General features: G+C 62.0%; 21 protein-coding genes. 15 read left to right on the top strand and 6 right to left on the bottom strand.

What is annotated here, in order from left to right:
• Nucleotides 1–2 precede the first annotated feature (2 nt).
• A complete protein-coding gene (locus QA644_RS04420; protein ID WP_283071256.1) occupies nt 3–1247 on the top strand; it encodes an RNA polymerase sigma factor in 1245 nt (414 codons plus the stop codon).
• Here QA644_RS04420 and QA644_RS04415 read toward each other — a convergent pair.
• Complete coding sequence (locus tag QA644_RS04415) at nt 1215–2177, bottom strand: lysylphosphatidylglycerol synthase domain-containing protein (protein WP_283071254.1); 963 nt, start codon at nt 2175–2177, stop codon at nt 1215–1217. The two genes, QA644_RS04420 and QA644_RS04415, sit on opposite strands and share 33 nt — an antisense overlap.
• A gap of 74 nt (nt 2178–2251) precedes the next feature.
• On the opposite strand from QA644_RS04415, the gene QA644_RS04410 reads away from it, so the two are divergent.
• Genes QA644_RS04410 through QA644_RS04400 form a run of 3 tightly spaced genes read left to right on the top strand, consistent with a single transcriptional unit; the run spans nt 2252 to nt 4900 of the window.
• A complete protein-coding gene (locus QA644_RS04410; RefSeq protein WP_283071253.1) occupies nt 2252–3265 on the top strand; it encodes a glycosyltransferase family 2 protein in 1014 nt (337 codons plus the stop codon).
• Nucleotides 3262–3390: a hypothetical protein gene (locus QA644_RS04405; protein ID WP_283071252.1), complete on the top strand. Its 129-nt coding sequence runs from the start codon at nt 3262–3264 to the stop codon at nt 3388–3390. Before QA644_RS04410 ends, QA644_RS04405 begins: the two co-directional genes overlap by 4 nt.
• A gap of 1 nt (nt 3391) precedes the next feature.
• Nucleotides 3392–4900 (top strand): glycosyltransferase family 39 protein, encoded by a 1509-nt coding sequence (locus QA644_RS04400; protein WP_283071250.1) that lies wholly within the window; start codon nt 3392–3394, stop codon nt 4898–4900.
• Here the strand turns inward: QA644_RS04400 and QA644_RS04395 are convergent.
• Nucleotides 4897–6264: an aspartate aminotransferase family protein gene (locus QA644_RS04395; protein WP_074067121.1), complete on the bottom strand. Its 1368-nt coding sequence runs from the start codon at nt 6262–6264 to the stop codon at nt 4897–4899. The genes QA644_RS04400 and QA644_RS04395 overlap by 4 nt on opposite strands.
• An 83-nt stretch (nt 6265–6347) precedes the next feature.
• On the opposite strand from QA644_RS04395, the gene QA644_RS04390 reads away from it, so the two are divergent.
• Together QA644_RS04390 and QA644_RS04385 are read left to right on the top strand one after the other, a co-directional pair.
• A complete protein-coding gene (locus tag QA644_RS04390) occupies nt 6348–7703 on the top strand; it encodes a glutamine synthetase family protein (protein WP_283071248.1) in 1356 nt (451 codons plus the stop codon).
• Nucleotides 7704–7797: 94 nt separating this feature from the next.
• Nucleotides 7798–8664 carry a nickel-binding protein gene (locus tag QA644_RS04385; protein ID WP_283071246.1) on the top strand — a complete coding sequence of 289 codons (867 nt, stop codon included), beginning with the start codon at nt 7798–7800 and terminating at the stop codon, nt 8662–8664.
• Here the strand turns inward: QA644_RS04385 and QA644_RS04380 are convergent.
• The gene (locus QA644_RS04380) at nt 8630–9574 is read right to left on the bottom strand and encodes a diacylglycerol kinase family protein (RefSeq protein ID WP_194729292.1); all 945 of its coding nucleotides are present in this window, start codon (nt 9572–9574) and stop codon (nt 8630–8632) included. The genes QA644_RS04385 and QA644_RS04380 overlap by 35 nt on opposite strands.
• A 312-nt stretch (nt 9575–9886) precedes the next feature.
• Here QA644_RS04380 and QA644_RS04375 point away from each other — a divergent pair, with 312 nt between their 5' ends.
• Entirely contained in the window at nt 9887–11104 is a 1218-nt protein-coding gene (locus QA644_RS04375) for an MFS transporter (RefSeq protein ID WP_074067118.1), read from the top strand.
• On the opposite strand, the gene QA644_RS04370 is transcribed toward QA644_RS04375, so the two are convergent.
• Nucleotides 11075–11467: a helix-turn-helix domain-containing protein gene (locus tag QA644_RS04370; RefSeq protein WP_074067117.1), complete on the bottom strand. Its 393-nt coding sequence runs from the start codon at nt 11465–11467 to the stop codon at nt 11075–11077. The two genes, QA644_RS04375 and QA644_RS04370, sit on opposite strands and share 30 nt — an antisense overlap.
• A gap of 104 nt (nt 11468–11571) precedes the next feature.
• Between QA644_RS04370 and QA644_RS04365 the strand changes: the two genes are divergently transcribed.
• Together QA644_RS04365 and mgtE are read left to right on the top strand one after the other, a co-directional pair.
• The gene (locus QA644_RS04365; RefSeq protein ID WP_239594868.1) at nt 11572–12585 is read left to right on the top strand and encodes a zinc-binding alcohol dehydrogenase family protein; all 1014 of its coding nucleotides are present in this window, start codon (nt 11572–11574) and stop codon (nt 12583–12585) included.
• Nucleotides 12586–12854: 269 nt separating this feature from the next.
• Nucleotides 12855–14231 carry a magnesium transporter gene (gene mgtE, locus QA644_RS04360; RefSeq protein ID WP_239594870.1) on the top strand — a complete coding sequence of 459 codons (1377 nt, stop codon included), beginning with the start codon at nt 12855–12857 and terminating at the stop codon, nt 14229–14231.
• A gap of 348 nt (nt 14232–14579) precedes the next feature.
• Here the strand turns inward: mgtE and QA644_RS04355 are convergent, their stop codons facing one another.
• Nucleotides 14580–15053, bottom strand: a complete 474-nt coding sequence (locus QA644_RS04355; protein ID WP_074067114.1) for an Lrp/AsnC family transcriptional regulator — start codon at nt 15051–15053, stop codon at nt 14580–14582.
• 145 nt (nt 15054–15198) lie between these two features.
• Between QA644_RS04355 and QA644_RS04350 the strand changes: the two genes are divergently transcribed.
• Nucleotides 15199–16104 (top strand): DMT family transporter, encoded by a 906-nt coding sequence (locus QA644_RS04350; protein ID WP_194729288.1) that lies wholly within the window; start codon nt 15199–15201, stop codon nt 16102–16104.
• Nucleotides 16105–16175: 71 nt separating this feature from the next.
• On the opposite strand, the gene QA644_RS04345 is transcribed toward QA644_RS04350, so the two are convergent.
• Nucleotides 16176–17840 carry an electron transfer flavoprotein-ubiquinone oxidoreductase gene (locus QA644_RS04345; protein ID WP_283071242.1) on the bottom strand — a complete coding sequence of 555 codons (1665 nt, stop codon included), beginning with the start codon at nt 17838–17840 and terminating at the stop codon, nt 16176–16178.
• A 245-nt stretch (nt 17841–18085) separates the two neighbouring features.
• On the opposite strand from QA644_RS04345, the gene QA644_RS04340 reads away from it, so the two are divergent.
• The 5 genes from QA644_RS04340 to QA644_RS04320 all read left to right on the top strand — a co-directional run bounded on the left by QA644_RS04340 (nt 18086) and on the right by QA644_RS04320 (nt 25959).
• The gene (locus QA644_RS04340) at nt 18086–18874 is read left to right on the top strand and encodes an SDR family oxidoreductase (protein ID WP_283071241.1); all 789 of its coding nucleotides are present in this window, start codon (nt 18086–18088) and stop codon (nt 18872–18874) included.
• 162 nt (nt 18875–19036) lie between these two features.
• Nucleotides 19037–20302, top strand: a complete 1266-nt coding sequence (locus tag QA644_RS04335) for an efflux RND transporter periplasmic adaptor subunit (RefSeq protein WP_283071239.1) — start codon at nt 19037–19039, stop codon at nt 20300–20302.
• Complete coding sequence (locus QA644_RS04330; protein WP_283071238.1) at nt 20299–23412, top strand: efflux RND transporter permease subunit; 3114 nt, start codon at nt 20299–20301, stop codon at nt 23410–23412. The genes QA644_RS04335 and QA644_RS04330 overlap by 4 nt, the downstream gene beginning before the upstream one ends.
• A gap of 321 nt (nt 23413–23733) precedes the next feature.
• Nucleotides 23734–25026 (top strand): Hsp70 family protein, encoded by a 1293-nt coding sequence (locus tag QA644_RS04325; RefSeq protein ID WP_283071237.1) that lies wholly within the window; start codon nt 23734–23736, stop codon nt 25024–25026.
• 57 nt (nt 25027–25083) lie between these two features.
• Nucleotides 25084–25959 (top strand): uracil-DNA glycosylase, encoded by an 876-nt coding sequence (locus QA644_RS04320; RefSeq protein ID WP_283071236.1) that lies wholly within the window; start codon nt 25084–25086, stop codon nt 25957–25959.
• Nucleotides 25960–26037: the final 78 nt, after the last annotated feature.

The following is a 26037-nucleotide window of genomic DNA, read 5'->3' as shown; positions in this document are numbered from 1 at the left end:
ATTTGGAGAAACTGATCGAGGACATCTACCGGTCGCAATCGAGACGGGTGCTGGCAACTCTCATCCGCCTGCTCGGCGATTTCGACCGGGCGGAGGAGGCCCTGCACGACGCTTTTGCGGCGGCCGCGCGCGCATGGCCGCGCGACGGCGTTCCCGGCAATCCTTTTTCATGGCTCGTTTCCACCGGACGCCACAAGGCAATCGACCATATCCGGCGGCGCTCGCGCTTCGATGCGTCGCTGAAGGACATCGAAGACAGCCTATACGGCGAGGCCGACGCGACCGAGATCGGCGACATGGAGCTTATCGGCGACGACATGCTGCGGCTGATCTTCACCTGCTGCCATCCGGCCATTCCATCCGACGCGCAGATGGCAATGGCGCTGCGCGAAGTCTGCGGCCTGACGACCGAGGAAATCGCCCATGCATTCCTCGTTCCGGCCCCGACCGTCGCACAGCGGATCGTGCGGGCAAAGATCAAGATACGTTCCGACCGCATCCCTTACGAAGTTCCGGACCTCGACGAACTGCCGGAGCGCCTCGACCGCGTGCTACACGTCATCTACCTCGTCTTCAACGAGGGGTATTCGGCTTCTTGGGGCACAGAAGTGGTACGGGCGGACCTGACGGCCGAGGCGATCCGGCTGGCGCGGCTGGTCGCGGACTTGCTGCCGCACCCCGATGTCGAGGGCCTGCTGGCGCTGATGCTGCTGCAGGACTCCCGCAGGCTGGCGCGGTGCGCTGAGGACCGCAGCCTGATCCTGCTTGCAGAGCAGGATCGATCGACCTGGGATCGCAGGAAGATAGAAGAAGGTCTGGATCTGCTGCGGCGGGCGATGGAACCTAGCGAGGTCGGCCTCTACACTGTCCAGGCCGCCATCGCCGCCGAACATGCCAAGGCCGGAACGCCGGAGGCAACGGATTGGCCGCGCATCGCTGCCTATTACGATCTGCTGATTACGGCGCAGCCCTCGCCGATCGTCGAACTCAACCGCGCAGTGGCGATCGCAATGTCGGAAGGACCGCAGAGAGGGCTTGAGATCATCGACGGCATCCTGGCATCCGGAAAGCTCGGCACCTATCACCTTGCCCATGCCGCACGCGCCGATTTCCTGCGCCAGCTCGGCCGACCGGCGGAGGCGATCACCGCCTATGAACGCGCGCTGTCCCTTTGTCCGCAAGGGCCTGAGCTGGCTTTCCTGCGCAAGAGGATATCAGAGCTGACGGCGGCGCCCGAGGGGCAGTGAGATTGCCGTTCCCGTCAAGGCGGAGACGATGATCAACAGATGTGCGTTGATGCTTGCCTGCGCCAGGGCTGCAAGCTCCGCCTTTCCGCCCGGTGCACCCAAGGCAACGGCGCCTGCGGTAATGCCCGCGGGATAGGTGCCAACGCCGCCCGGCGCATGGACCGGCAGAACCGACGAAAGCTCGCCACCGAGCGCGCCGCCGAAGCTCGCCGTGAGCGGCGAAACGCCCATGAGGCTAAGCGCCCAGGCGAGCACGACGACCTTCACCAGCCAGTTCACCGCCGTCATGGCCCAGGCCCGCGCGAAGGCTGAGGCATTTGCGGGCAGGCCGTTTTCGATCTCCGACAGGAAGCCTTGCGCCTTGGCGGGAAAGAGCCGGAATCCGAAGCGAAGGAATGGCTTGCGGATCAGGAAAGCGGTGATCGGCAAGAACAGGAATGCGGCCCACAAAAGCCAGGCCAGAACGGCACTCGGGGCGGCTGCCGCAAATCCGATGCCGGCTGCGGCAAGCAGCGCGTGCAGATCGAGGAGACGCATGACAAGCAGGGCAGAGGTTGCCCGCGTCAACGGAATGCCGAATTCCGCGCGCATGAGAACGGGAAAGCTCGTCTCCCCGGTGCGAAACGGCATCATGATATTGAGCAGGTTATGAACCTGCGTCACCCGGAAAAGCGTGCGGAAACTGCCCGCCGTCTCCCGCGGGAAGTAATCGAGAATGCGCCATGTCCGCAGGAAATAGGTACTGGTCAATAATGCAAGAGCCACAAGGATCGGCATCACGCCGACGGCGGCCCATTGGGCGATGATGGCCGACCATCCCCAGAACCACTCGATGAAGGATGCATAGGCTGCGACGATTACGACCGTCAGCAGTGTCATGCGATTGCGCCCGAACCAGGATTGTCGGCTGGCGCCAACCGGAGAGTTCATGTACTAGGCTTCCTGACTTCAGCGGCCAAAACGCCGCTCGACTGGCCGTCACGGCCTTTTAGGAGCAATAACAGTTGCAGACAACGTCAGAGTCGCTGCAGAGCGCAAATGATCTAACGCAGTCGCTCGAACTTTCGCTTGTGGTGCCGGTCTTCAACGAGCAAGAAAGCGTCGGCCCGCTTGTCGAACGCATCTGCGATGCGATGGTCGCCTATCCTTACCGGTGGGAGCTTATCCTGATCGATGACGGCAGCACGGATGCCACGCTCGTCAATGCCCGCAAATATCTAGGGCGTGAAGGGCTGGCGCTCAGGATCGTGGAGTTGCAGCGCAACTTCGGCCAGACCGCTGCGATGCAGGCCGGCATCGACACGGCGCAAGGCCGGCTAATTGCAACGATGGACGGCGACCTGCAGAATGATCCGAAAGACATTCCTTCGATGATTTCCGAACTCGAGCGCCGTGAACTCGATCTCCTGGTCGGCTGGCGCAAGAACCGCAAGGACGGCCTGCTGCTGCGCAAGATTCCCTCATGGTGCGCCAACTATCTGATCGGCCGCATCACCGGCGTGAAGCTGCACGACTATGGCTGCAGCCTGAAGATCTACCGCGCCTCCATCATCAAGCAGGTGAAGCTGATGGGCGAAATGCACCGCTTCATCCCCGCCTGGGTCGCCGGCGTCGTCCCGAGCTCGCGCATCGGCGAAATGGCCGTCACGCACCATGCTCGCCAGCACGGCCAGTCGAAATACGGCATCTCGCGAACCTTCCGCGTTATCCTCGACCTGCTGTCGGTGATGTTCTTCATGCGCTACAAGGCGCGGCCCGGCCATTTCTTCGGCTCGCTCGGCCTTGGCCTTGGAGCACTCGCAACGCTGATCCTGCTTTACCTGTTCTTCGACAAGTTCGTTCTGGGCAACGATATCGGTACCCGCCCGATGCTCATGGTCGGCGTCGTGCTGCTGCTCTCGTCCGTGCAGTTGATCACGACTGGCATTCTGGCCGAGATGATTGCCCGCACCTACTATCGCGACGACGCTTCGCCTAATTACATCGTGCGGCAGATTTTCGATGGAAGCGACGTTTGAGAGACGGCGGGGCAGCTCGCTGCGGCATCGAACCGGACGCGATCGGCTCGCTGGCGCTCCCGTACCACTTCGGCAAGAGCGGCAACATCTTTGCGCTCGGCTATGTCTGGCTTGAACGGAAATGAAATGAACGAGGACGTGGACAAGGCCCGCAACGTCGACATGCGGTGGTTTTTCGCTGTGCTTGCCGCATATTTTCTCATACAGATCGCCGTTCGCGTGGCGATGCCGCCGACACTCGGGCTCGACGAAGCCGAGCAGGCCTTCCGCTCGCAATGGCTTGCCGCCGGTTATGGCCCGCAGCCGCCTTTCTATAACTGGCTGCAATATGCCGCCTTTTCGATCAGCGGTGTCTCGCTGCTTTCGCTTGCCGTCGTCAAGAATGCGCTGCTCTTCACATCCTACGTGATTTACGGCCTGACGGCACGGATGGTCCTGAAGAACAGCGTGCTTGTGGTGGTCGCAACGCTCGGGCTCCTGACGCTTCCGCAAGTCGCATTCGAAATGCAGCGCGACCTGACGCATACGGTCGCGGTGTTCTTCTCCGGCTGCGTCTTCCTCTACGGATTTATCCGATCGCTCAAGAAGCCGGATGTGCTCTCATATCTCGTGACCGGCATCGGCATCGGCATCGGCCTGCTGTCCAAATATAATTTCGCCCTTCTGCCCGCTTCGGCGCTCTTGGCGGCACTGCTCGATCCGCAGATGCGCAAGCGCGTCTTCGACTGGCGCATGGCTCTGACCACAATCACCGCTCTCGTCATCGCACTGCCGCATCTCTTCTGGCTGAAGGACAATCTCGGTTTCGCAACGGCCCGGACACTGAAAAAGCTGACCGACGGCGGCAATGCGAGCTATGTCGTGCAGGTCGCCATGGGTTCAGGGTTGCTCGTTCTGGCAGTGATTGGCTTTTGCGCGGTCACGTTGCTTGTCTTCGCGATCGCGTTCGGCAAGCCGTTTCTCTCGGCCTTCTCCGGCAGGTCGCAGTGGACGCAGCTCCTTGAGCGCATTATGCTTTTTTCCATCCTTGGCATCCTGCTTCTCGTCATTTTCGGCGGAGCGGCCCATATCAAGGATCGCTGGCTGGTGCCGCTCTTCTTCATCTTCCCGCTTTATCTTTGCCTGAAGATCGAGGCATCGAATGTTGCGGTTCTAAATCCCTTGCGCCGCCTCGTACCGGTCGTCGCGATAATCATGATCGCCGTTCCAAGTATTCTCTTCGGACGCATTGCAGCTGCCACTTTGAACGGCGATTACGAGCGTTTGAACGTTCCCTACGCGCAGCTCGCCGCAGCGCTCCGGCAACAGGGCGAGCCTGCCGCTATTCTCGCGGAAGGCAGCCTGCTTGCGGGGAATTTGCGGAAGGACCTTCTTCCAGCGACCGTGATTTCAACGGACTATCCAGGGTTCAAGCCTACGGTCTCGATCTCGAAGGAGCGCCCGCTGCTCGTTGTCTGGCCGCTAAGCACTGCACAAGGCAATGCCCTGCCCGCCAAAGCCGCCGATTGGCTAAAATCGGTGCCGGAGCTCGGCAGCATCGCGCCCGAGGTTTCGACGATCGAGGTTCCGTATTACTACGCCCGCAACGGCGATTCCTATCGTTTCGGCTACGCGTGGGTCGCGCCCGCGGATTAGATTTTCAGTTCCTTCCACGCCGCATCCAGCGCGATCCTTGCGATCCGTGCCATTTCGTCCACCTCATCATGAGTGATGACAAGTGGCGGGGATGCCAGCATGCGGTCGCCGGTGGCCCGCAGCACGAGGCCGTTCGCGAGTGCATGGTTGCGGACGAGCGCTCCGACCGCGTCGGGCTTTTCGAATCGGGTGCGCGTCTTCTTATCGGCAGTGAGCTGCAGGCCGCCCATCAGGCCGATGCTCACCGCTTCGCCAACGAGGTCATGGTCGCCGAGAGCGCCCCAGGCTTTGGCAAAGTAAGGACCGATGTCGCCGCGGACGCGCTCGACCAGCTTTTCGTCCTCGATGATGCGCAAGTTCTCCAGCGCCGCGGCAGCGCAGACCGGATGGCCGGAATAGGTGAAGCCGTGGTTGAAGTCGCCGACCTCGTTGATCAGCACATCGGCGATGCGACCGCTGACCAACACGCCGCCGATCGGCAGGTAGCCCGATGAGAGACCCTTGGCGATCGGCGCCAGATCTGGCTCGACGCCGAAATGCTGATGGCCGAACCATTCGCCGAGACGGCCGAAGCCGCAGATGACTTCGTCGGCAACGAGCAGGATGTTGCGCGCCTTGCAGATGCGGTCGATCTCCGGCCAATAGGTCTCGGGCGGGATGATGACGCCCGCCGCACCCTGCACCGGCTCTGCGACGAAAGCTCCGACATTCTCCTCGCCGAGCTCATCGATCTTCGCCTCCAGTTCGCGGGCCACCTTAAGGCCGAATTCGGCGAGCGAGAGGTCGCCGCCCTCGCCGTACCAATAAGGCTGGCCGATATGGACGATGCCGGGAATCGGCAGGTCGCCCTGCTCATGCATATATTTCATGCCGCCGAGGCTGGCACCGGCAACCGTCGAGCCGTGGTAGCCGTTCTTGCGGGCGATCACGATCCTCTTCGAAGGCTTGCCGACCGCACTCCAATAGACGCGCGCCATGCGGAACCAGGTATCGTTGGCCTCTGAGCCGGAGCCGGTGAAGAAGACATGGTTGAAGCGCCGGCCGGCATGCGCGGTTACCTTTTCCGCAAGCAGCGTCGTCGGCGTGCTCGTGGTGCCGAAGAAGGTGTTGTAGTAAGGCAGCTCGTTCATCTGCCGCGCGACGGCATCGGTGATTTCCTTGCGGGCGTAGCCGACATTGACGCACCAGAGCCCGGCAAAACCATCCAGATACTTCTTGCCGTGGTTATCCCAGATGTAGACGCCCTCGCCGCGCTGGATGATGCGCGTGCCGTCGGCATTCAGCTTCTTCATGTCGGAAAAGGGATGCAGATGGTGGGCGGCATCGATGGCGGCGAGATTTGAGCGCTGGTAAGTATCGGACATGATTTGCAAAACACCTGCGGAGATTGAAAGGGCCGTCTCAATGAGCTACGACCTTGGCCTTGTCCGAGGGGATTTTCAAGATCATGACGGCCGACATCATGCATGGCAATGCTGCGACAGGCGAACCGAGGATCGAAATCCTGCTGGTCGGCATGAACGGGGATTTGCGCGGCAAGCAGATCCCGCTGGATGCCCAGAAGAAAATCTGGGAAGGCGCGGTGCGTCTCCCCTCCTCGACGCAGTCACTCGATATCTGGGGCGACGATAATGACGACATCACCGGCCTGTCGCTGACGATCGGCGATCCGGACGGCAATTGCATCGCCGATGAGCGCAGCCTTGCGCCGATGCCCTGGGCGGCGCCGGAAGGCTCCATGCAGGTGCTGGCAACCATGCACGAATTCGACGGCAGCCCGAGCTTCATGGATCCGCGAGCGATCCTGGCAGCGGTGCTGAAGCGCTACGAAGAGCGCGGCCTCACGCCGGTCGTCGCGACGGAACTCGAATTCTATGTGATGGAACAGGACTGGCGCGATACCGGCCGTCCCTCGCCGCCGAAAAGCCTGACCTATCGCGGCGAACCGAACGGTTTCCAGCTCTACGACATGAGCGCCGTCGATGCGCTCGACGATTACCTGCAAACGGTGCGCGCCTATGCCAAGGCGCAGAACCTGCCTGCGGAGGCGACGACGGCCGAGTTCGGGCCCGGGCAATTCGAAATCAACCTGCTGCACCGGCCGGATGCCTTGGCCGCCGCCGACGACTGCATTTACCTGAAGCGCATCGCCGAACAGGCCGCCCGCAAGCACGGCCTCAAATCGACTTGCATGGCCAAGCCCTATTCCGAACATGCCGGCTCCGGCCTGCATGTGCATGCGAGCGTCATCGACAGGGAAGGCCGCAATATCCTCGATGCAAAGGGCGGTGAGCCGAAGCGGCTGAAATCCGCCTGCGCCGGAATGCTGAACACGATGCGCGAGGCGCAGCTGATCTTTGCGCCTTTCGCCAATTCCTACCGCCGCTTCCAGCCGGGCTCCTTTGCGCCCATCGACCTCACTTGGGGCACCGGCCATCGCGGCACGGCGATCCGCATCCCGGATACGTACGGGCCGGCAGCGCGCATCGAGCATCGCGTCGCCGGCGCAGATGCCAATCCTTACCTGCTGCTTTCCGCCATCCTCGGCGGCATGCTGCTTGGCCTCGACGACGATCTCGACCCCGGCGAGGAGACGACGCCGTCGCACGTGCCGGAAAACACGGCTCGGCTGACGCATGATTTCCTGACGGCGGTGGAAGCCTTTCGCGCATCGCCCTTCATCGCCGATCTCTTCGGCGAGCGCTATCAGAAACTCTACGGCGACACCAAATACAAGGAAGCCATCACCTATCTGCGCACGGTCTCGGACTTCGACTACCGGACCTATCTGCCGCGCGTCTAAGGCTTGCCGGCAGCCATCTCAAAGGTGGACCGGGCGGTGTCCAAGTCGTAGAATGAAACGTTCTATAAGCGGAGGTTTCCGAAAGGAGCGCGCAATGGCTATCTTCATGGACCGGCATGAACTCACGGGAACCACAGCCGCCGACGTTGCCGAGGCCCATCGCAGGGATCTCGAGATTCAGGACCGGTATGGCGTTAAGTTCCTCACCTACTGGTTCGACCAGCGGCGCGGGACCGCATTTTGCCTCGTGGACGCGCCCGACGCGGAAACCGCTCAATGCGTGCACCGTGAAGCGCATGGCTTCGTCGCCGGCGAGGTTGTCGAGGTCGCGTTGTCGGCGGTCGAGGCGTTTCTTGGCCGAATTCACGACCCCGAGCCGGCGCCTGGACAAGCCTCAGGTGAGATGGATTCCGGCCACCGCGCCATCCTGTTCACCGACATCGTCGGCTCGACCGCGATGACATCGCGCCTTGGCGACCGCATGGCGACCGAACTGGTCAGGGCGCATGACTCGATCGTGCACAGATGCCTCAGCCACTCTTCGGGCCGCGAGGTGAAGCACACCGGTGACGGCATCATGGCGACATTCGCCTCGACAGCCGCAGCCGTCGATTGCGCCAGGACGATCCAGCAGGAATTCAAACGTTACAACCGCGGAAACCCCGAGCCGATTCATGTTCGCATCGGACTGGATTGCGGCGAGCCCGTCGAGGACAGCAACGACCTGTTCGGCTCCACTGTGCAACTTGCAGCACGCTTGTGCGCGGCCGCCTCCGGCGACCATATCCTCGTGTCGGAGAATATTTTTCGGGAGTACGGCACCGCTGATCTTTTCACGCATGCGACGCGGCGGCGTTTGAAAGGATTTTCGAAGCCCGTGCTGGCATTCCAATGCGACTGGGCCGATGCTGGCGTGAAGAGGCAAACTAAGCCGCAGGCTCCCGCCGCTCGGCCTCATTGACCTGCGCGGCAAGGCCCTGCTTGACCAGCACCTTCAGCTCTTCGGGATGCAGCTTGATGGAAATGTCGCGTTCGAGCGGCAAAAGCTCGCCGTCCATGACGCAATTGGCCTTTGCCCTCAGCTTCGGGAAATGCAGATGTACTTCGGCCGGATGCATGACCATCACATCGGCATTTTCGCGCACCTTGCCCCGCAGCATATCGACGGCAAGACGGGCGACGCCGATCGGCTTCAGCGGTTTTGCGGTGTAGAAGCCAAGCTCGCCGCTGCGCAGGTTATCGGCGTAAAGAAGCGCGTTCTCGCCGAAGGGATTGTTGGAGACCGAAACGGCCGATACGCGGCGCGTCTCGCGCACGCCGAGCGCCTGGAATTCGACTTCGAATTCCGGCGGGTTGAGCACTACGCCGAAGGCTGCGCGGACGCTGGCGCGCATCTTGCCGAAACGGGAGCGATAGGTGAAGGAGTTGCGGTATCGCACCATGCGCGCATGAAGCCCTGCCGAGAACTGATGGATAAAGGGCCGGCCGTTGGCGCTTGCTATGTCGACATGATCGACCTCGCCGGTGGCCAACACATCCAGCGCCTGCCAGATATCGAGCGGCACTTTCAGCGAGCGGGCGAAGAGGTTCATGGTTCCGGCCGGTACGACACCGAGGGCGACGCCGTTCTTCCAGGCAATCGAGGCCGCTGCCGAAATCGTGCCGTCACCGCCGCCCGCGACGATGCCGTCGATATCGTCGCGCCGGGCGGCCCGCTCCATCGCGGGAACGATCTCCTTGCCGGAAAAGACGATGGCCTCGAAGTCATGTCCCGCTTCCCGGAAGGTCGCCTCTGCCCGCTTTTCGTAGGCCTCCATATCGGTGGTGCGGAAGGTACCACCGTCTCTATTGAAAAAACCTACAAGCTTCATCAGGCGTGCCGTTCCTCGCGTCGTGGCGTCTCATCAGTGCCTCTTAAGATGGTTGGACCCTCTTCGTTTTCAAGCGCGGCATGCCTGTGACCGACGTATCTGCGAGGCGTCCAAGCGCAAATATTGCAATGCACGTATGCACATAGCAGGACGCTGCACTGCGAAAAACGCACTCGACGCTGACGGCGCGATCACCCATGATTTCAATGATGGAGACTCTTGATCTCCGTCTCCCGCCATAGAACGGCCGACATCCGCCTCAGCGCCCGCACTTCGGATGGTTTGCCCTGCAGACATGCCTCAGGAGCTCGCGTGAGCCAGATCGCCGTAGACGATTCCATCGATTCCAGTCCGGCTTGCGAAGCCCCCTCGCCGATGGCGATCGCCCTGGTGCAGCTGGCGCTCGCCTGCGGCGGCTTCGGGATCGGCACCGGCGAATTCGCCATCATGGGCCTGCTGCCGAATGTGGCGGACACGTTTTCGGTCACGACCCCGCAGGCGGGTTATGTCATCAGCGCCTATGCGCTCGGCGTCGTCATCGGCGCACCGGTGATCGCGGTCCTCGCCGCCAAGATGACACGCCGCTCACTGCTTCTGCTGTTGATGGGCATTTTCGCGGTCGGCAATATCTTGAGCGCACTGGCCCCAACCTTCGAGAGCTTCACCGTGATGCGCTTCATCACCGGCCTGCCGCACGGCGCCTATTTCGGCGTCGCCGCGATTGTCGCTGCTTCGATGGTGCCGGTGCACAAGCGAGCGCGAACCGTCGGCCGGGTGATGCTGGGTCTGACGATCGCAACCCTGCTCGGCACGCCACTTGCTACCTTCTTCGGCCAGTCGCTCGACTGGCGCGTCGCCTTCACCTCCGTCGGCGTTATCGGCCTCGTGACCGTGGCGCTCATCTGGTACTACGTGCCGCGCGACCAGGTCGCGGACGGTGCCAGCTTCCTGCGCGAGCTTGGCGCCTTCAAGCGTCCGCAGGTGCTCTTGACGCTCGGCATCGCAGCCGTCGGCTATGGCGGGATGTTCGCGATGTTCAGCTATATCGCCGGTACGACCATGAAGGTCGCGATGCTGCCGGAGAGCATGGTTGCCGTTATGATGGTCCTTTTCGGCGTCGGCATGAATGCCGGCAACATCGTCGGCTCATGGCTCGCCGACAAATCGATCATGGGAACGATCGGCGGCTCGCTGGTCTTCAACATCGTCGTGCTGACGCTGTTTTCGCTGACGGCATCAAGCCCCATTATGCTGGCGATCTGCGTGTTCCTCGTCGGCTGCGGCTTTGCGGCCGGTCCTGCGCTGCAGACGCGGCTGATGGACGTCGCCGCCGACGCGCAAACGCTTGCCGCCGCCTCAAACCACTCTGCCTTCAACATCGCCAATGCACTCGGCGCCTGGCTCGGCGGCCTTGTGATCGCCTGGGACTACGGCTTTGCGGCAACGGGTTATGTCGGCGCCGTGCTGTCCTTGTTCGGCCTCTTCGTCTACGCCGCGTCGCTACGCCTGGAGCGCAGCCGGCGCGCATGAAGGATCGCGCAGTTCGTGGCCTTCCGGGCGGCAGAAGACATATTCTTCACCCCAGGCCGCCAGTGCGCGGATGACCGGCTTCAGCGTTTCGCCAAGCGGCGTCAGCGCATATTCCACACGCGGCGGCACGACTGGATAGACCGTGCGCGAGACGAGGCCGGATTCTTCCAGTTCCCGCAGCTGCTTGGTCAGCATGCGCTGCGTCACCGCCGGCAGCTTCCGGCGCAATTCGTTGAAGCGCAACGTTCCGTCCATGAGGTGGAACAGGATGACGCCTTTCCATTTTCCATCAAGATAGCTCAGCGTCGCCTCGACCGGACAGCCGGGGAAATTCTTCGTCAGCTTGGCGCGGGGCAACGACATTTTTACAGTATCCTTTTTGGTACTACGTACAGAATTTGTGCATTCTTGCAGTCTCCGAACATAAGAGGCATCTAGCCTGCGTGCAACGAACATAGGAGGCTTCCATGCGCGCCGTCGCCTACAAGATCCCGCAGCCCATTTCCGCCGAGACATCGCTTATCGATGTCGACCTGCCCGTTCCGGAGGCGACCGGGCATGACCTGCTCGTCGAAATCAAGGCCGTCTCCGTCAATCCGGTCGATGTGAAAGTGCGGGCACATTCGGTACCACCGGCAGATGAAGTGAAGGTTCTCGGCTGGGACGCAGCCGGCATCGTCAAGGCCGTGGGTCCGGATGTCACGCTCTTCAAGCCCGGAGACGAGGTGTACTATGCCGGTGCGATCAATCGCCCGGGCTCGAACGCAGAATTCCATCTCGTCGACGAGCGTATCGTTGGCCGCAAGCCGAAGAGCCTCGATTTCGCGGCCGCCGCCGCACTGCCGCTGACTTCGATCACCGCCTATGAAACACTGTTCGACCGATTGAAGGTTCAGGACGCGGTGCCGGGCGCTGCTCGCGCACTCCTCGTCATCGGCGGTGCCGGCGGCGTCGGTTCGATCGCCATCCAGATCGCCCGGGCGCTGACCGATCTGACAGTCATCGCAACCGCCTCCCGTCCCGAAACACAGGTCTGGGTGAAGGAACTTGGCGCGCACCACGTCGTCGATCACTCCAAGCCGATCGCGCCGCAGGTTGCGGCTCTCGGCATCGGGGCTCCAGGCTTCATCTTCTCGACAACCAACACCGACAGCCACATCCCCGACATCGTCGAGGCGATCGCACCGCAGGGCCGTTTCGCGCTGATCGACGATCCGAAGTTCCTCGACGTCGTGCCCTTCAAGCGCAAGGCCGTATCGGTGCATTGGGAGCTGATGTTCACACGGCCGCTCTTTTCGACGCCCGATATGATCGAGCAGCATAACCTCCTCAACAAGGTGTCGGAGCTTGTCGATGCCGGCAATATCCGCACGACACTCAGCGAAACCGTCGGCGCGATCAATGCGGCCAATATGAAGAAGGCGCATTCGATGGTCGAGAGCGGCAGAATGAAGGGCAAGGCAGTACTCGCCGGCTTCTGACCAGCATCGATAATCCGCGCATATTGCCGCACCCCGGGTGCGGCATTTGCTCACAAACCACCGCCGCTTGACTTTTCTCGATCGGAGGAGCAGGTCTTACGGCACGCGGATGACAGCGCTTTTCCGCGGAAAATCAACGGAGCCATCAACCCGATGCCAAGCGACAGTAGCAGTCGATTGCCCTTGCCGTACGCGGCCGCCGTGCGCTGACCGACTCCTGTCGGGCTCGCCCGCCGGACGCTGCGGCGGATCGACGGAAAGGCGAGCCAGTGAACATCAATCGCTTCCCCCTGCGGGCAGGCCATGCTGCCCGTTTCTTCACCCACGACAGCCTCGGAGCGGTCACCACCGCAGAGCGCGTCGAGCGTCTCAACATACTCGACATCCCGGAGGCAGCGGCCATCCTCGCCACGCTTCCGCAGCAGAAGGCCGTCCGCATTCTCGGCAGGCCGGAGCTGCACAACGCTGCCGCAATTCTCGCCGAGATGCCGGTCGAGCACGCCGCGCGGCTGCTCAACGCCACCGCAAACGATCGTGTCGCCGATCTCTTCCATGAATTGGACGAGGATTCCCGCGCGACCCTTTTCGCGAAGCTCGACCGCACGACGGCGCTCGCCGTCAAGCACCTGATGGGCTATCCGCCGCGCACGGCCGGCAGCATCATGACGACCGAGTTCGTCAGCGTGCCGGACGCCTGGACCGTTGCCGAGACGCTCGACCATGTTCGCCAGGTCGAGCGCTCGCGCGAGACGGTCTATGCGATCTACGTCCTCGACGCGGCAACGCAGCGGCTGACCAATGTCGTGACACTGCGCCGCCTCATCACCGGCGAACCGCAGGCATCGGTTTTCTCCGTCGCGCACAAGGGCGGCCTCGTTCGCTGCGATCCGCTGATGACGCAGGAGGACGTCGCCCGGCTGATCCGCAAGCACAATCTGCTGGCGCTGCCCGTCGTCAGCGACGACGGCCACATGCTCGGCATCGTCACCGTCGATGACGTCATCGACACGATGATCGCGGATACGACCGAGGACGCCCAAAAGTTCGGCGGTATGGAAGCCCTCGGCAAGCCGTACATGAAGATCGGTTTTTTCGGCATGATCCGCAAACGGGCCGGCTGGCTTTCGGCCCTTTTCCTCGGCGAGATGCTGACGGCAAGCGCCATGCAGTATTTCGAAGGGGAGTTGGAGAAGGCGATCGTGCTGACGCTCTTCGTCCCTCTCATCATGAGCTCGGGCGGCAATTCCGGATCGCAGGCGACGTCGCTCATCATCCGTGCCCTGGCGCTCGGCGAGCTCAAGCTTTCGGATTGGTGGCGCGTGCTCTTGCACGAGTTGCCGACCGGTATCGTGCTTGGCACCATCCTCGGGCTCGTCGGCTTCGGCCGCATCGTGCTGTGGCAGAAAATCGGCCTCTACGACTACGGCGAGCATTGGCTGCTCGTCGGCCTCACCGTCTTCGCAGCGCTGATCGGCATCGTCACCTTCGGCTCGCTCTGCGGCTCGATGCTGCCGTTCCTGCTGCAAAGGCTTCGGCTGGACCCCGCCAGCGCGTCGGCACCGTTCGTCGCGACGCTGGTCGACGTGAGCGGCCTGGTGATCTACTTCTCCGTGGCCCTGCTCATCCTTAGCGGGACGTTGCTTTAGGCAGGCTATTCCCCTTCTTCTGGCGGAGAAGGGGGACTGGGTGGCTCGTCCTCAGAGCGGGTAAGGGTTGAGCGACGAAGGAGCGAGCAAGGAGACGAGCGGCATGCACAACGTTGCTGTGTTGTTGAGCGCCTTCACCCTCCTTCCTCATCCTTGCTTGCCACAGGGATCCAGCAGCGCCATGTCCTGACCTGTTCAATGAAAAGGGTCACGGCGGACGCCCCATGGCTGGATTCCTGTCACAAGGACAGGAATGAGAAAATCCAGGGTGAGCTCTCGGCACCACCAAGGCTCGCTCACATGTTGCCCTCCATCTGTTTTACCGGCTGACTTGGGGAGCGTGCAGATCTACCTCCCCTTGGGCAGCTTCAAAGGCCCGTTGGTCTTCATGCTGCGGATGGCGAAGTTCGAGCGGATGTCGCTGACGTTCGGCAGCGTCAGCAACGTATCGGTGAGAAGCCGCTCGTAGGCAGCAAGGTCCTCCACCACGACTTCTGCCAGAAAATCCGCGCTTCCAGAAATCAGGAAACAGGAAACGATCTCCGGGATCGCAAGGAGAGCCGCCTGCTGGGATTCCGAATTCTCGCGGCTGTGATGGGCCACTTTGAACTCGACTAAGACCGTCAGCCCCAGCCCCACTTCCTTTCGGTCGATATCGGCGCGGTAGCCGCGGATCACACCCGCTTTTTCCAGGTTGCGGATCCGCCGCAGGCAGGGCGACGGCGAGAGGTTTACCTTTTCGGCGATTTCGACGTTGGTGGCGCGTGCATCCTCCTGCAGGCATTCGAGGATGGCCAGATCGAATTTATCAAGATTTGGCATATTTTCTAACTTCAGCCCTCATTGTTGGCAGATCATTGCTGCTAGCATGTTTTTGGCGCTACAGATAGCAAGGACATGCCCTGACCATCGGGCCTATCTTTTTCTTGGTCGGACAGCACACCGAATGACAAGAAAGGATAGACCGATGACCAGCTTCAGCATCGCCAACGAGAAATCCCCATCCCTCATCGCCGGTTACGCGGGCGCAACCGTCACGGTGCTCATCTGGGCGACGTGGCTTCTTGCGACCCGCCACAGCGCAGCAACGCCGCTCGGCTCGATCGATATCGGACTGATCCGCTACGGCATTCCTGCGCTTGCCCTTTCGCCCGTTTGGCTCAAGACCGGCCTGCTGCCGAAGGGCGTTCCGCTGCATCTGCTGGCATTGATGGTGACCGGCGCAGGTGCTGTCTTCTTCCTCGTCACCACACTTGCCATCCATGCGACCCCGGCAGGTTCGTCGGGCATCCTGCTCGGCGGCTCCATGCCGCTTGCGACGGCACTCATCGGCATATTCATCTTCGGGGAGCGGCCGGATATTACCCGCAAGCTCGGCCTCGCCGCGATCGTCTGCGGCGTGCTGATCCTGCTTGTGCAGAGCCTTTCGGATGCATCGCTGCCGTGGACGAGCTTCGTGCTTTTGCCGGCCGGCGCCGTTCTTTGGGCAAGCTATACGCACGCCTTCCGCCACAGCGGGCTCACCGCCATCCAGGCGAGCGCACTGATCGCCATCTGGTCGTTCCTGATCATTGCAGCGCTTGCCACCGGCTTCGGCACCTCGCTGACCCGGGCAAGTGCTGGAGATCTCGGACTGCAGGTCCTGAGCCAGGGCATCCTGTCCGGCCTTGTCGCCATGGTTGCCTACGGCACCGCCGTCAAAACGCTGGGCGGCACGCAGGCGGCTGCCTTTACGGCGATCACGCCGGTGTTGGCAACGCTTGGCGGGGGCGTCCTGCTGGGCGAGGAAATCGGCCTGGCGGAAATCGCAGCCGCTGTCATCACAGGGATCGGCGTAGCATTGTCGACGGGCATCGCCGCCCGTCAGCGCTGAATGAGACCCGGACACAAAGGAGCCCAGCGTTTGCCGGGCTCCTTGTGTTTGAAAATCAAGCCTGCTCGACCTCACATATTCGGATAGACCGGCCCCTCGCCGCCCTGGGGCGGGACCCAGTTGATATTCTGATTGGGGTCCTTGATGTCGCAGGTCTTGCAGTGCACGCAGTTCTGGGCGTTGATGACGAAGGTGTCCTTGCCGTCCTTCACCACCCATTCATAGACGGCGGCCGGACAGTAGCGCGCCGACGGTCCGGCATAGATGTCGTGCTCGGACGATTTCTGCAACGCCATGTCCTTGACTTGCAGGTGGACTGGCTGGTCTTCCTCGTGGTTGGTGTTCGACAGGAACACCGAGGAGAGACGATCGAAGGTCAAGACGCCATCCGGCTTCGGATAGTCGATCTTTGTGTGCTGGGCGGCCGGCTCCAGCGACTGGGCATCGGTCTTGCCGTGGCCGAGCGTGCCGAAGAAGGAGAAGCCGAACAGCGTGTTGGTCCACATGTCGAGGCCGCCGAGCGCCACGCCGAGCGCCGTGCCGAACTTCGACCAGAGCGGCTTGACGTTGCGGACCTTCTTCAAGTCCTTGCCGATATCACTCTTGCGCCAGTCGTTTTCGATCTCGACGACTTCATCGTTGGCGCGGCCCGCCGCGATCGCCGCGGCGATCTTGTCGGCCGCCAGCATGCCCGACAGCACGGCATTGTGGCTGCCCTTGATGCGCGGCACGTTGACGAAGCCCGCCGAACAGCCGATCAGCGCGCCGCCGGGGAAGGAAAGCTTCGGCACCGACTGGTAGCCGCCCTCGGTGATGGCGCGGGCACCGTAGGAGAGCCGCTTGCCCCCCTCGAAGGTGCCGCGGATCGCCGGGTGCGTCTTGAAGCGCTGGAACTCCTCGAACGGATGGAGATAGGGGTTCTTGTAGTTCAGGTGGACGACGAAGCCGACGGCGACGAGGTTGTCTTCCAGATGATAGAGGAACGAGCCGCCGCCGGTCTTGAAGCCGAGCGGCCAGCCGAAGGAATGCTGCACCAGGCCAGGCTTGTGGTGCTCCGGCTTGACCTGCCAGAGCTCCTTGAGGCCGATGCCGAACTTCTGCGGCTCGCGGCCCTTCGAAAGGTCGAACTTGGCGATCAGCTGCTTGGCGAGCGAGCCGCGCACGCCTTCGCCGATCAGCGTGTACTTGCCGACAAGTGCCATGCCGCGGGTATAGTTCGGCCCTGGCTCGCCGCTCTTGTCGATGCCCATGTCGCCGGTGGCGACACCGATGACCGCACCGTCGTCGTTGTAGAGCACCTCGGTTGCCGCAAACCCGGGATAGATTTCAACGCCGAGTGCCTCCGCCTTCGTGGCGAGCCAGCGACAGACAAGCCCAAGCGAGACGATGTAGTTGCCGTGGTTGTTCATCAAGGGCGGCATGAAGACATTCGGCAGGCGGACGGAACCGGCCGGACCGAGCACCAGGAAATGATCGGCGGTCACCTCGGTCTTGAACGGATGATCGCTTTGGCTGCGCCAATCCGGCAGCAGCCGGTCGATGCCGATCGGATCGACGACGGCGCCGGAGAGGATATGCGCGCCGACTTCCGCCCCCTTTTCGAGCACGACGACGGAAAGCTCCGGATTGACCTGCTTCAGCCGGATGGCTGCCGAAAGACCCGCAGGTCCGGCACCGACGATCACAACGTCGAATTCCATCGACTCACGTTCCGGCAGCTCAGTCGTCTCGGTCATTCATCCGTCTCCGTTCGGCCGCCCACGCGGCCATAATCCCCTTGTCGGGTGATTGTCTTGTCAAAACCGGAAAGCATTGTCGAGCCGGGAAGCGACAGCCGATCCTCCAATTCGCACAATGAATATCTCCTCCACCGCAAGATTATATAACGCTTACGTTAACGTCAATTGTTCTTCGGTAGAAGCACCCTTCCCTTTTCCGTCGGCTGCGCCTTATACAGAAGCCGAAGCATCTGGAGGACATCATGGATCTCGGAATCAACGGCAAACGCGCACTCGTTCTGGCTTCGTCGCGCGGGCTTGGCCATGGCATTGCGGTCGCACTCGCACGTGAAGGCGCAAACGTACTTCTGTGCGGCCGCAGTGGTGAGCAGTTGGAGGCCAACTGCAAGGCGATCAACGCCGAGGGCAACGGCAAGGCCGACTGGATCTGGGCTGATCTGGCTGACGAGAAATTCGTCGATACGGTGACTGCCGCCGTCAAGGAAAAGTTCGGTGGCCTGGATATTCTAGTGAACAATACCGGCGGCCCGACGCCTGGAACGACCGAGGACATGACGCCTGAGAAGCTCGAGACTTATTTCTTGTCGATGGTGCTGCGTGTCATTTCACTGACCAACGCCCTGCTTCCGGGCATGAAGGCGCAAGGTTGGGGCCGCATCCTCACCGTCGCCTCGTCCGGCGTCATAGAGCCCATCGCCAATTTGGCGCTTTCCAATACGCTGCGCCCTGCCCTTGCCGGCTGGTCGAAGACGCTCGCCTCGGAAGTCGCAAGCCACGGCGTGACGGCCAATTTGCTCTTGCCGGGCAGCATCCTCACCGGACGCCTCGACGAGCTTGACGGCGCGGCCGCCAAGCGCACCGGCAAAAGCATGGAAGACATCCGCAGCGACAAGGAAGCGCGCATTCCGGTTGGCCGCTATGGCAAGGTGGAGGAATTCGCAGCAACCGCCGCTTTCCTCTGCAGCCAGCCGGCGAGTTACATCACCGGCTCACAGATCCGTTGCGACGGCGGTGCGGCGCGTTCGGTTTGACCGCAAGCGCGAGATAGGCGCCACGCCGATCATTACGAAAATTTAAGCCATTATAACCACTTATTGATTGCGGCCGGCGGATTATGTCTTTTTCGCGCCGCAATATGGGCGGCTCAATCGGGACCGGAAACTTCGCGCAACCCGTCAAGACCGGTCTCACACATGAAGAAATTTTGGATCACCTTCGCCATTATTGCAGTTACTGCCGTCAGCATTTGGCAATTCGGAAACAGGATTCCCTTCGTCGACCAGCTTCCCTACGTCTCGCAGTTGGTCAGGGCGCCTGCGCAACAAGGCGGCAACGCGCAAGCGGGCCAGCAAGGCGGCGGGCAGCATAACCGGCGGGGAGGCAGCGGCCCGACGCTCGTGAAAACGGTCGCCGCCGTGAAGACAGTGCTGCCGCGAGACGTCACGGCCTCGGGGTGGGCGGAAGCTGAAAACACCACCACGATCGCCGCGCAGGAACAGGGCCTTGTCACTTCGATCGTCGCGACCGACGGCGCCACGGTCAAGCAAGGCGACCTGATCGTCAAGCTCGACGACCGGCCGGCGCAAGCCGCCGTCGACAAGGACAAAGCGACGATCATCCGAGACACAGCGACGCTCTTGGAAGCCGAAACAGCTCTCACACGCGCAGCCGATCTCCTGGCGCAAAAGGCCGGCACGCAGCAGAGCTACGACCAGGCCAAGGCCGCTCGCGACACGGCTGCCGCCACCGTCGAGGCCGACAAGGCCTCGCTCGCCTCCGATCAGGTTCTGCTCGAACACACGCAAATCCGCGCGCCTTTCGACGGCCGCCTTGGCGACATCGCGGTCAGCCCTGGAGCTTTCGTCGGTGCCGGAACGGCGATCGTGACGATTGCCCAATATGATCCGATCTATGTGAAGTTCCATCTGCAGGAACGCGATCTGCGCCAGTTGAAGCAATCGCTCGCCACCGGACCCGTCGAGGTCACGACCACACCGGATTCGACGAAGGGTAGCGTGCGCCGCGGGACGATCAGCTTCTATGACAATACGGTCGACACTGCTTCCGGCACGATCCTCGCGAAGGCGCGCTTCGAAAACGCGACCGGCGCGCTCTGGCCCGGGCAATCCGTCAATCTCGTCGTTCACTTCAACAATAAAGAACAGCAGGTCGTCGTACCGACCGTCGCCGTCAGCCCCGGCGCCAACGGGTTCTTTTCTTATGTCGTGAAGGATGAAAAGGTGCAGATGACGCCCGTCACCGTCGCCCGCGAGAACGGCGGTTTCACCGCCGTTTCCGCCGGGCTCTCGGAAGGCGATCACGTCGTCATCGAGGGACAGGCGCAGCTTGCCGACCAGCAGCATGTCAACGAGCAATTCGATGACAAGGCGCTGAACGTCGCCTCCGCCGACCAGCCGGCTCACCAGACCGGAACCCTGGCGGCGGAGGCAAAACAATGATCCCGAATTTCTGCATCCGCCGGCCGGTTGCGACGACCCTTCTCGCCATCGGCGTGATCCTTGCAGGTCTTGCAGGTTACCGGCTCGTGCCAGTCGCGGCCTTGCCGCAGGTCGACTTCCCGACGATCAACGTCTCGGCCGCGCTCACCGGCGCCTCGCCGCAGACCATGGCGACTTCGGTCGCAACGCCGCTGATCAAGCAGTTCCAGACCATCCCCGGCATCAGCGAAATCAGCGCGACCAATTCGCTCGGCAATACCAGCATCATTCTGCAGTTTGACCTCGACCGCAACATCGATGCGGCCGCGGCCGACGTGCAGGCCGCAATCTCGCATGCGACCCGGCAGTTGCCGGACAACATGACCACGCCGCCGAGCTACCGCAAGACGAACCCGGCCGACGCGCCGGTGATGCTGCTTGCGGTGCAGAGCGATACGATGCCGCGCAGCAAGCTCGACGCCATCGCCGAAGACATCATCTCGCCGTCGCTCTCCACCCTGCCCGGCGTGGCCGAAGTGACCGTGTTCGGCGCACAGACTTATGCCGTCCGCGTCGAGGTCGATCCCAACAAGCTGCTTGCCCGCAACATCGGCATCGATACCGTCAACCAGGCAATCAGCGCCGCCAATAGCCAGGTGCCGGTCGGCACGCTGCAGAACGACGCGCAGAGCATGACGATCAACGCCGACACGCAACGCACCAACGCAGCGGAATTCCGCTCGCTGGTGATCGCAAACCCGAACGGGGCGCCGATTCATCTCGGCGACATCGCCAAGGTGGAAGACAGCGTCGAGAACCAGAATACCGGCAGCTGGTACGACGGGAACCGCAGCATCATCCTCGCCATCCAGCGCCAGCCGGATGCGAACACGGTTGAGGTCGTCGATGCGATCAACGCCAAGCTGCCGACGCTGCATGCCGAGATCCCGTCGTCAGTCACCACCAAGGTCATGAACGATTCCGCCAAGCCGATCCGCGACGCGATTTCCGATGTAAAGTTCACCCTGCTGCTGACGATCGGCCTCGTTGTGCTCGTTATCTACCTCTTCACCGGCCATCTGACCGCAACGATCATTCCGGGCCTTGCCGTTCCGCTCTCGCTGATCTCGACCTTCGGCATGATGTACGTACTCGGCTACAGCGTCGATAACATCTCGCTGCTCGGATTGACGCTCGCAGTCGGCCTCGTGGTGGACGATGCGATCGTGATGCTGGAGAACATTCTTAGGCATGTCGAAGAGGGAATGCCGGTCCTCGATGCGGCGATCAAGGGCGCCGGCGAGGTCAGCTACACGATCATTTCGATGTCGGTGTCGCTGATTGCGGTCTTCATCCCGATCCTGTTGATGGGCGGGGTCGTCGGCCGCATCTTCAACGAATTCGGCATGGTCGTCGCAATGGCGATCGTCGCATCCGCCATCGTCTCGCTGACGGTAACGCCGATGCTCGGCTCGCGGCTTTCAAGCGGTAAGGGCACCCCGCCCCTCTTCGTCCGTTGGTTCGATGCGGGCTTTGAACGCACGCTCAGAGGTTACGATCGGGCGGTCGGCTGGTGCCTCGGCCACCGGCCTGCGATCCTTGGCCTGTTCCTCGCTTCGGTCGGCTTGAACGCCTATCTGTTCATGACGCTGCCCTCCAGCTTCTTCCCGACCGAGGACATCGGCCGGCTGAACATCTCCACAAGGGCACGCCAGGACATCTCCTATCCGGCGATGGTAGCCTTGCAGAACCAGGCCGCAGCGATCGTGAAACAGAATCCGGCGGTCAATCACGTCATGTCGATCGTCGGCGGCAACGCGCGGAGCCCGCTCAACAATGGCACGATGTATGTCGAGCTGAAGGACAAGGAGCAGCGTCCGCCGCTTGACCAGACCTTGCGCGAATTGCGGGCCAGCATCGGCAAGGTGCCCGGCCTGCAAGCCTTCATCACGCCGCAGCAGAGCCTGCGCTTCGGCGGCCGTCAGACCGCAAGCCAGTATCAGCTGGTCGTTCAGGCACTCAGCGCCGACCAGACCAATCTCTGGGCCAATAATATCCAGCAGGCAATGCGCGGCGATCCGCGCTTCACCGACGTGACAACCGATGCGCAGAACAACGCGCTACAGGCCAATATCGTCGTCGATTCCGAAAAGGCAGCCGCCTTCGGCATCGACAACAGCCAGCTGCGCACGACCCTGCAGGAATCGTTCAGCGGTTATACGGCAGCGCAAATCCAATCCACCGGCGACAGCTACGACGTCATCGTCGAATACGATACCAACAAGCCCTGGGACGATCAGAAGCTTCAGGATATCCGGGTCGCCTCAACCAACGGCACGCTTGTCCCGTTGTCGAATTTCGCGAGGGTCGAGCGAAACACCGGGCCGGTGACGATCAACCAGACAGGTCAGCTCGTCTCGACGACGGTTTCGTTCAACCTGCCTGCCGATGAGGCGCTGGGTGACGCAACAGCCGCGATCGACCAGATCAAGAAGGACATCAACATGCCGGCGGACGTCTTCACGTTCTATGGCGGTACGGCGCAGATCTTCGAGCAGTCGCAAGGCAACACGCCGCTTCTGATCCTCGCCGCGGTGCTGACGATCTATGTGGTCCTCGGCGTTCTCTACGAGAGCTTCATCCACCCGCTCACCATTCTGTCCGGCCTTCCGGCCGCCGCTCTGGGCGCACTGCTGGCTCTGAAGGTGATGGGTTTCGACCTCTCGATCATCGCGCTCATCGGCCTCCTGATGCTGATCGGCATCGTGAAGAAGAACGCGATCATGATGATCGACGTGGCGCTGGAGAACCTGCGCTCCACATCGATGTCGCCTATGGAGGCCATTCACGAGGCCTGCGTGCGGCGCTTCCGGCCGATCATGATGACGACCTTCTGTGCGCTTCTCGGCGCTCTTCCGATCGCACTCGGCACCGGTGCCAGCTCCGAGCTGCGCCAGCCTTTGGGTGTCGCCGTCGTCGGCGGCCTCATTGTTTCCCAGGCTCTGACGCTCTTCATCACACCCGTTATCTTCATCGAGATGGGCCGCCTGAACAGCTGGCTTCAGAGGTTTTGGCAGCGAAAGGAAGCGATGCCGGACGAAGAGGGGCCGACGGCGATCGCGGCGGAGTGATCTTTCGGTCGGGCTTTCGCGCATTGCCTCTCACCCTAACCCTCTCCCCGCCTGCGGGGAGATGAGGACACGCCTCACTCGACGTTGGAGAAGTGGGCAAGCCAGCGCGGCATATCCCCCTTCGCCGCGTTTACGGGAAGAAGGTGCCGGCAGGCGGATGAGGGGCCCACCACTAGATTGGCACGACGCCCCTCGCCTTCCCTCTTGAATGTGTCGCCCCTCTATGGCATCACGCGCCCTCCTAAATTTTGGGCGCGCGCGCGTCCTTCATGCGGAGCAAGGCTCCGGTCTCAATCACAATCGGCATGAAGAGGTGCGGGCATGGCTCAGGCGCTGGGTTTCGACTTCGGCACGACGAATACGGTTCTCGCCACGGCCCATGGCGGGACGACGCATTCTATGGCGTTCACCAGCGCGCAAGGCACGGCCGACAGCATGCGCACGGCGCTTTCCTTCATGAAGGATCCGCAGCTCGGCACATCGGCCCTGAAGGTCGAGGCCGGGCATGCGGCGATCCGCCAGTTCATCGACAATCCCGGCGATTGCCGCTTCCTCCAGTCGATCAAGACCTTTGCGGCAAGCGCCCTCTTCCAGGGCACGCTGATCTTTGCCAAGCGCCACAGCTTCGAAGACCTGATGGAGGTCTTCATCCGGCGGCTGCGCGCCTATGCGGGCGAAAACTGGTCGACGGATGTGACGCGCATCGTCACAGGGCGGCCGGTGCACTTTGCCGGCGCCAATCCCGATCCGGCGCTTGCAACCGAACGCTACAACAAAGCGCTCTTGCGCTTCGGCTTTCGCGAAATCCACTACGTCTACGAACCGGTTGCCGCCGCCTTCTACTTCGCGCAGAACCTGAAGTCGGACGCGACGGTGCTCGTTGCCGATTTCGGTGGCGGCACGACGGACTATTCGCTGATCCGCTTCGAAACCGTTGCCGGCAAGCTGACGGCAACGCCGGTCGGCCATTCGGGCGTCGGCGTCGCGGGCGATCATTTCGACTACCGGATGATCGACAACATCGTCGCGCCGCAGATCGGCAAGGGGAGTCATTTCAAGAGCTTCGACAAGATTCTTGAGGTGCCGTCGAACTATTATTCGAGCTTCGGCCGCTGGAACCAGCTTTCGATCTTCAAGACCTCGCGCGAATTCGAGGATCTGAAGAAACTGGTCCGCACGGCGCTCGAGCCGGAGAAGCTCGAGACCTTTATCGATCTCGTCGATCACGACGAGGGCTATCCGCTCTATCAGGCGATCTCCGCCACCAAGATGGCACTGTCTTCGGCAGACGAAGCACCATTCGATTTCGGCCCGCTCGGCCGCGGCGGCCATCGCATCATTCGCCGGAAGGACTTCGAAAGCTGGATCGCGGAGGATCTGGCTCGTATCGAAGGCACGCTCAACGACGTTCTGGAGAAGACAGAAACCAAGCCCGGCGACATCGACAAGGTCTTCCTGACCGGCGGCACATCCTTCGTGCCTGCCGTCCGCCGCATCTTCACCGAACGCTTCGACGCCGGCAAGATCGAGACCGGCGGCGAGCTTCTCTCCATTGCCCACGGGCTTGCCCTGATCGGCGAACGCGACGACATCGCGCAATGGACTGTGCAATAGCCGCAGAGCACGGCACCCGCCCTTTCATTGCTGCTGCCACTTCGCTAAGGTCGCCGTATGGTCTCCGTCAACGAACTTTCCCCGGCCGAGCTTGCCGCGCTTCTGCATTTCCATGCAGAAGCCGGCGTCGAATGGCTGCTGGAGGAGGAAGCAGTCGATCGCTTCGCCGAGTTCGAGGCGATGAAGGTGGCGCGGCGCAACGCCGCCGCTCCCCCGCAAAGCCCGACCCAGCCCGAGCGGCCAGCGGCGGCGCAACGTCAAGCCGCAGCGCCGGCTGAGCGCGCAGCCCCTCGGCCGCAGCCTGCCATTCCTGATGGCGAAGCCGTGCAGCACGCGCGCTTTGCGGCCGAGAGTGCGCGATCGCTCGGAGAGCTCAAGACCGCGATCGAGGCCTTCAACGGCTGCAATCTCAAGCACAGTGCGCGTTCGACGATCTTTGCGACGGGCAACGCTGCAAGCGGCATTATGGTGATCGGGTCGGCACCTGGCGCCGACGACGACCGCGAGGGCACGCCTTTTGCCGGGCGCGGGGGAGAACTTCTCAACAGGATGCTGGCGGCCATTGGGCTCGATCGCGACGGCATTCTTCTGACGCAGGTCATTCCCTGGCGCCCGCCAGGCAACCGTGTCGCCTCTGTCGCCGAGATGGAAATCTGCCGTCCCTTCATCGAACGCCAGATCGCGCTTGCCGAACCGAAGGTAATCCTGCTGTTCGGCAATTTCGCCGCCCGCTTCTTCTTCGGCGAGAACGACACCATTCACGGCCTGCGCGGGCAGTGGAAAGAGATCGGTGCCGGGCCGCTGACGATACCGGCAATCGCGACGCTACACCCGCAGGATCTCCTGACCGCGCCGATCAACAAGCGGCTGGCTTGGAGTGATCTCCTGGCGTTTCAGGCACGCCTTAAGTCGCTCGACCTGATTAGAAAATAGACAAACATTAAGTTTTTATGAAACAACCCATGCATTTCCCGCATGGCTGTATCCTATTTTGGCGCATTGCAGAATCGA

Source organism: Rhizobium sp. CC1099 (assembly GCF_029714385.1).
Taxonomy (GTDB): Bacteria; Pseudomonadota; Alphaproteobacteria; order Rhizobiales; family Rhizobiaceae; genus Rhizobium.
The sequence above is the reverse complement of the archived record's forward strand: the minus strand, read 5'-3'. Positions and strand labels throughout refer to the sequence as shown.

Excerpts from the sequence above, each read along its gene's own strand:
- QA644_RS04415 (WP_283071254.1), bottom strand. The coding sequence starts at position 2,177 with ATGAACTCTCCGGTTGGCGCCAGCCGACAATCCTGGTTCGGGCGCAAT.
- QA644_RS04400 (WP_283071250.1), top strand. The coding sequence starts at position 3,392 with ATGAACGAGGACGTGGACAAGGCCCGCAACGTCGACATGCGGTGGTTT.
- QA644_RS04395 (WP_074067121.1), bottom strand. The coding sequence starts at position 6,264 with ATGTCCGATACTTACCAGCGCTCAAATCTCGCCGCCATCGATGCCGCC.
- QA644_RS04390 (WP_283071248.1), top strand. The coding sequence starts at position 6,348 with ATGACGGCCGACATCATGCATGGCAATGCTGCGACAGGCGAACCGAGG.
- QA644_RS04385 (WP_283071246.1), top strand. The coding sequence starts at position 7,798 with ATGGCTATCTTCATGGACCGGCATGAACTCACGGGAACCACAGCCGCC.
- QA644_RS04380 (WP_194729292.1), bottom strand. The coding sequence starts at position 9,574 with ATGAAGCTTGTAGGTTTTTTCAATAGAGACGGTGGTACCTTCCGCACC.
- QA644_RS04370 (WP_074067117.1), bottom strand. The coding sequence starts at position 11,467 with ATGTCGTTGCCCCGCGCCAAGCTGACGAAGAATTTCCCCGGCTGTCCG.
- QA644_RS04365 (WP_239594868.1), top strand. The coding sequence starts at position 11,572 with ATGCGCGCCGTCGCCTACAAGATCCCGCAGCCCATTTCCGCCGAGACA.
- QA644_RS04355 (WP_074067114.1), bottom strand. The coding sequence starts at position 15,053 with ATGCCAAATCTTGATAAATTCGATCTGGCCATCCTCGAATGCCTGCAG.
- QA644_RS04350 (WP_194729288.1), top strand. The coding sequence starts at position 15,199 with ATGACCAGCTTCAGCATCGCCAACGAGAAATCCCCATCCCTCATCGCC.
- QA644_RS04345 (WP_283071242.1), bottom strand. The coding sequence starts at position 17,840 with ATGACCGAGACGACTGAGCTGCCGGAACGTGAGTCGATGGAATTCGAC.
- QA644_RS04340 (WP_283071241.1), top strand. The coding sequence starts at position 18,086 with ATGGATCTCGGAATCAACGGCAAACGCGCACTCGTTCTGGCTTCGTCG.
- QA644_RS04335 (WP_283071239.1), top strand. The coding sequence starts at position 19,037 with ATGAAGAAATTTTGGATCACCTTCGCCATTATTGCAGTTACTGCCGTC.
- QA644_RS04330 (WP_283071238.1), top strand. The coding sequence starts at position 20,299 with ATGATCCCGAATTTCTGCATCCGCCGGCCGGTTGCGACGACCCTTCTC.
- QA644_RS04325 (WP_283071237.1), top strand. The coding sequence starts at position 23,734 with ATGGCTCAGGCGCTGGGTTTCGACTTCGGCACGACGAATACGGTTCTC.
- QA644_RS04320 (WP_283071236.1), top strand. The coding sequence starts at position 25,084 with ATGGTCTCCGTCAACGAACTTTCCCCGGCCGAGCTTGCCGCGCTTCTG.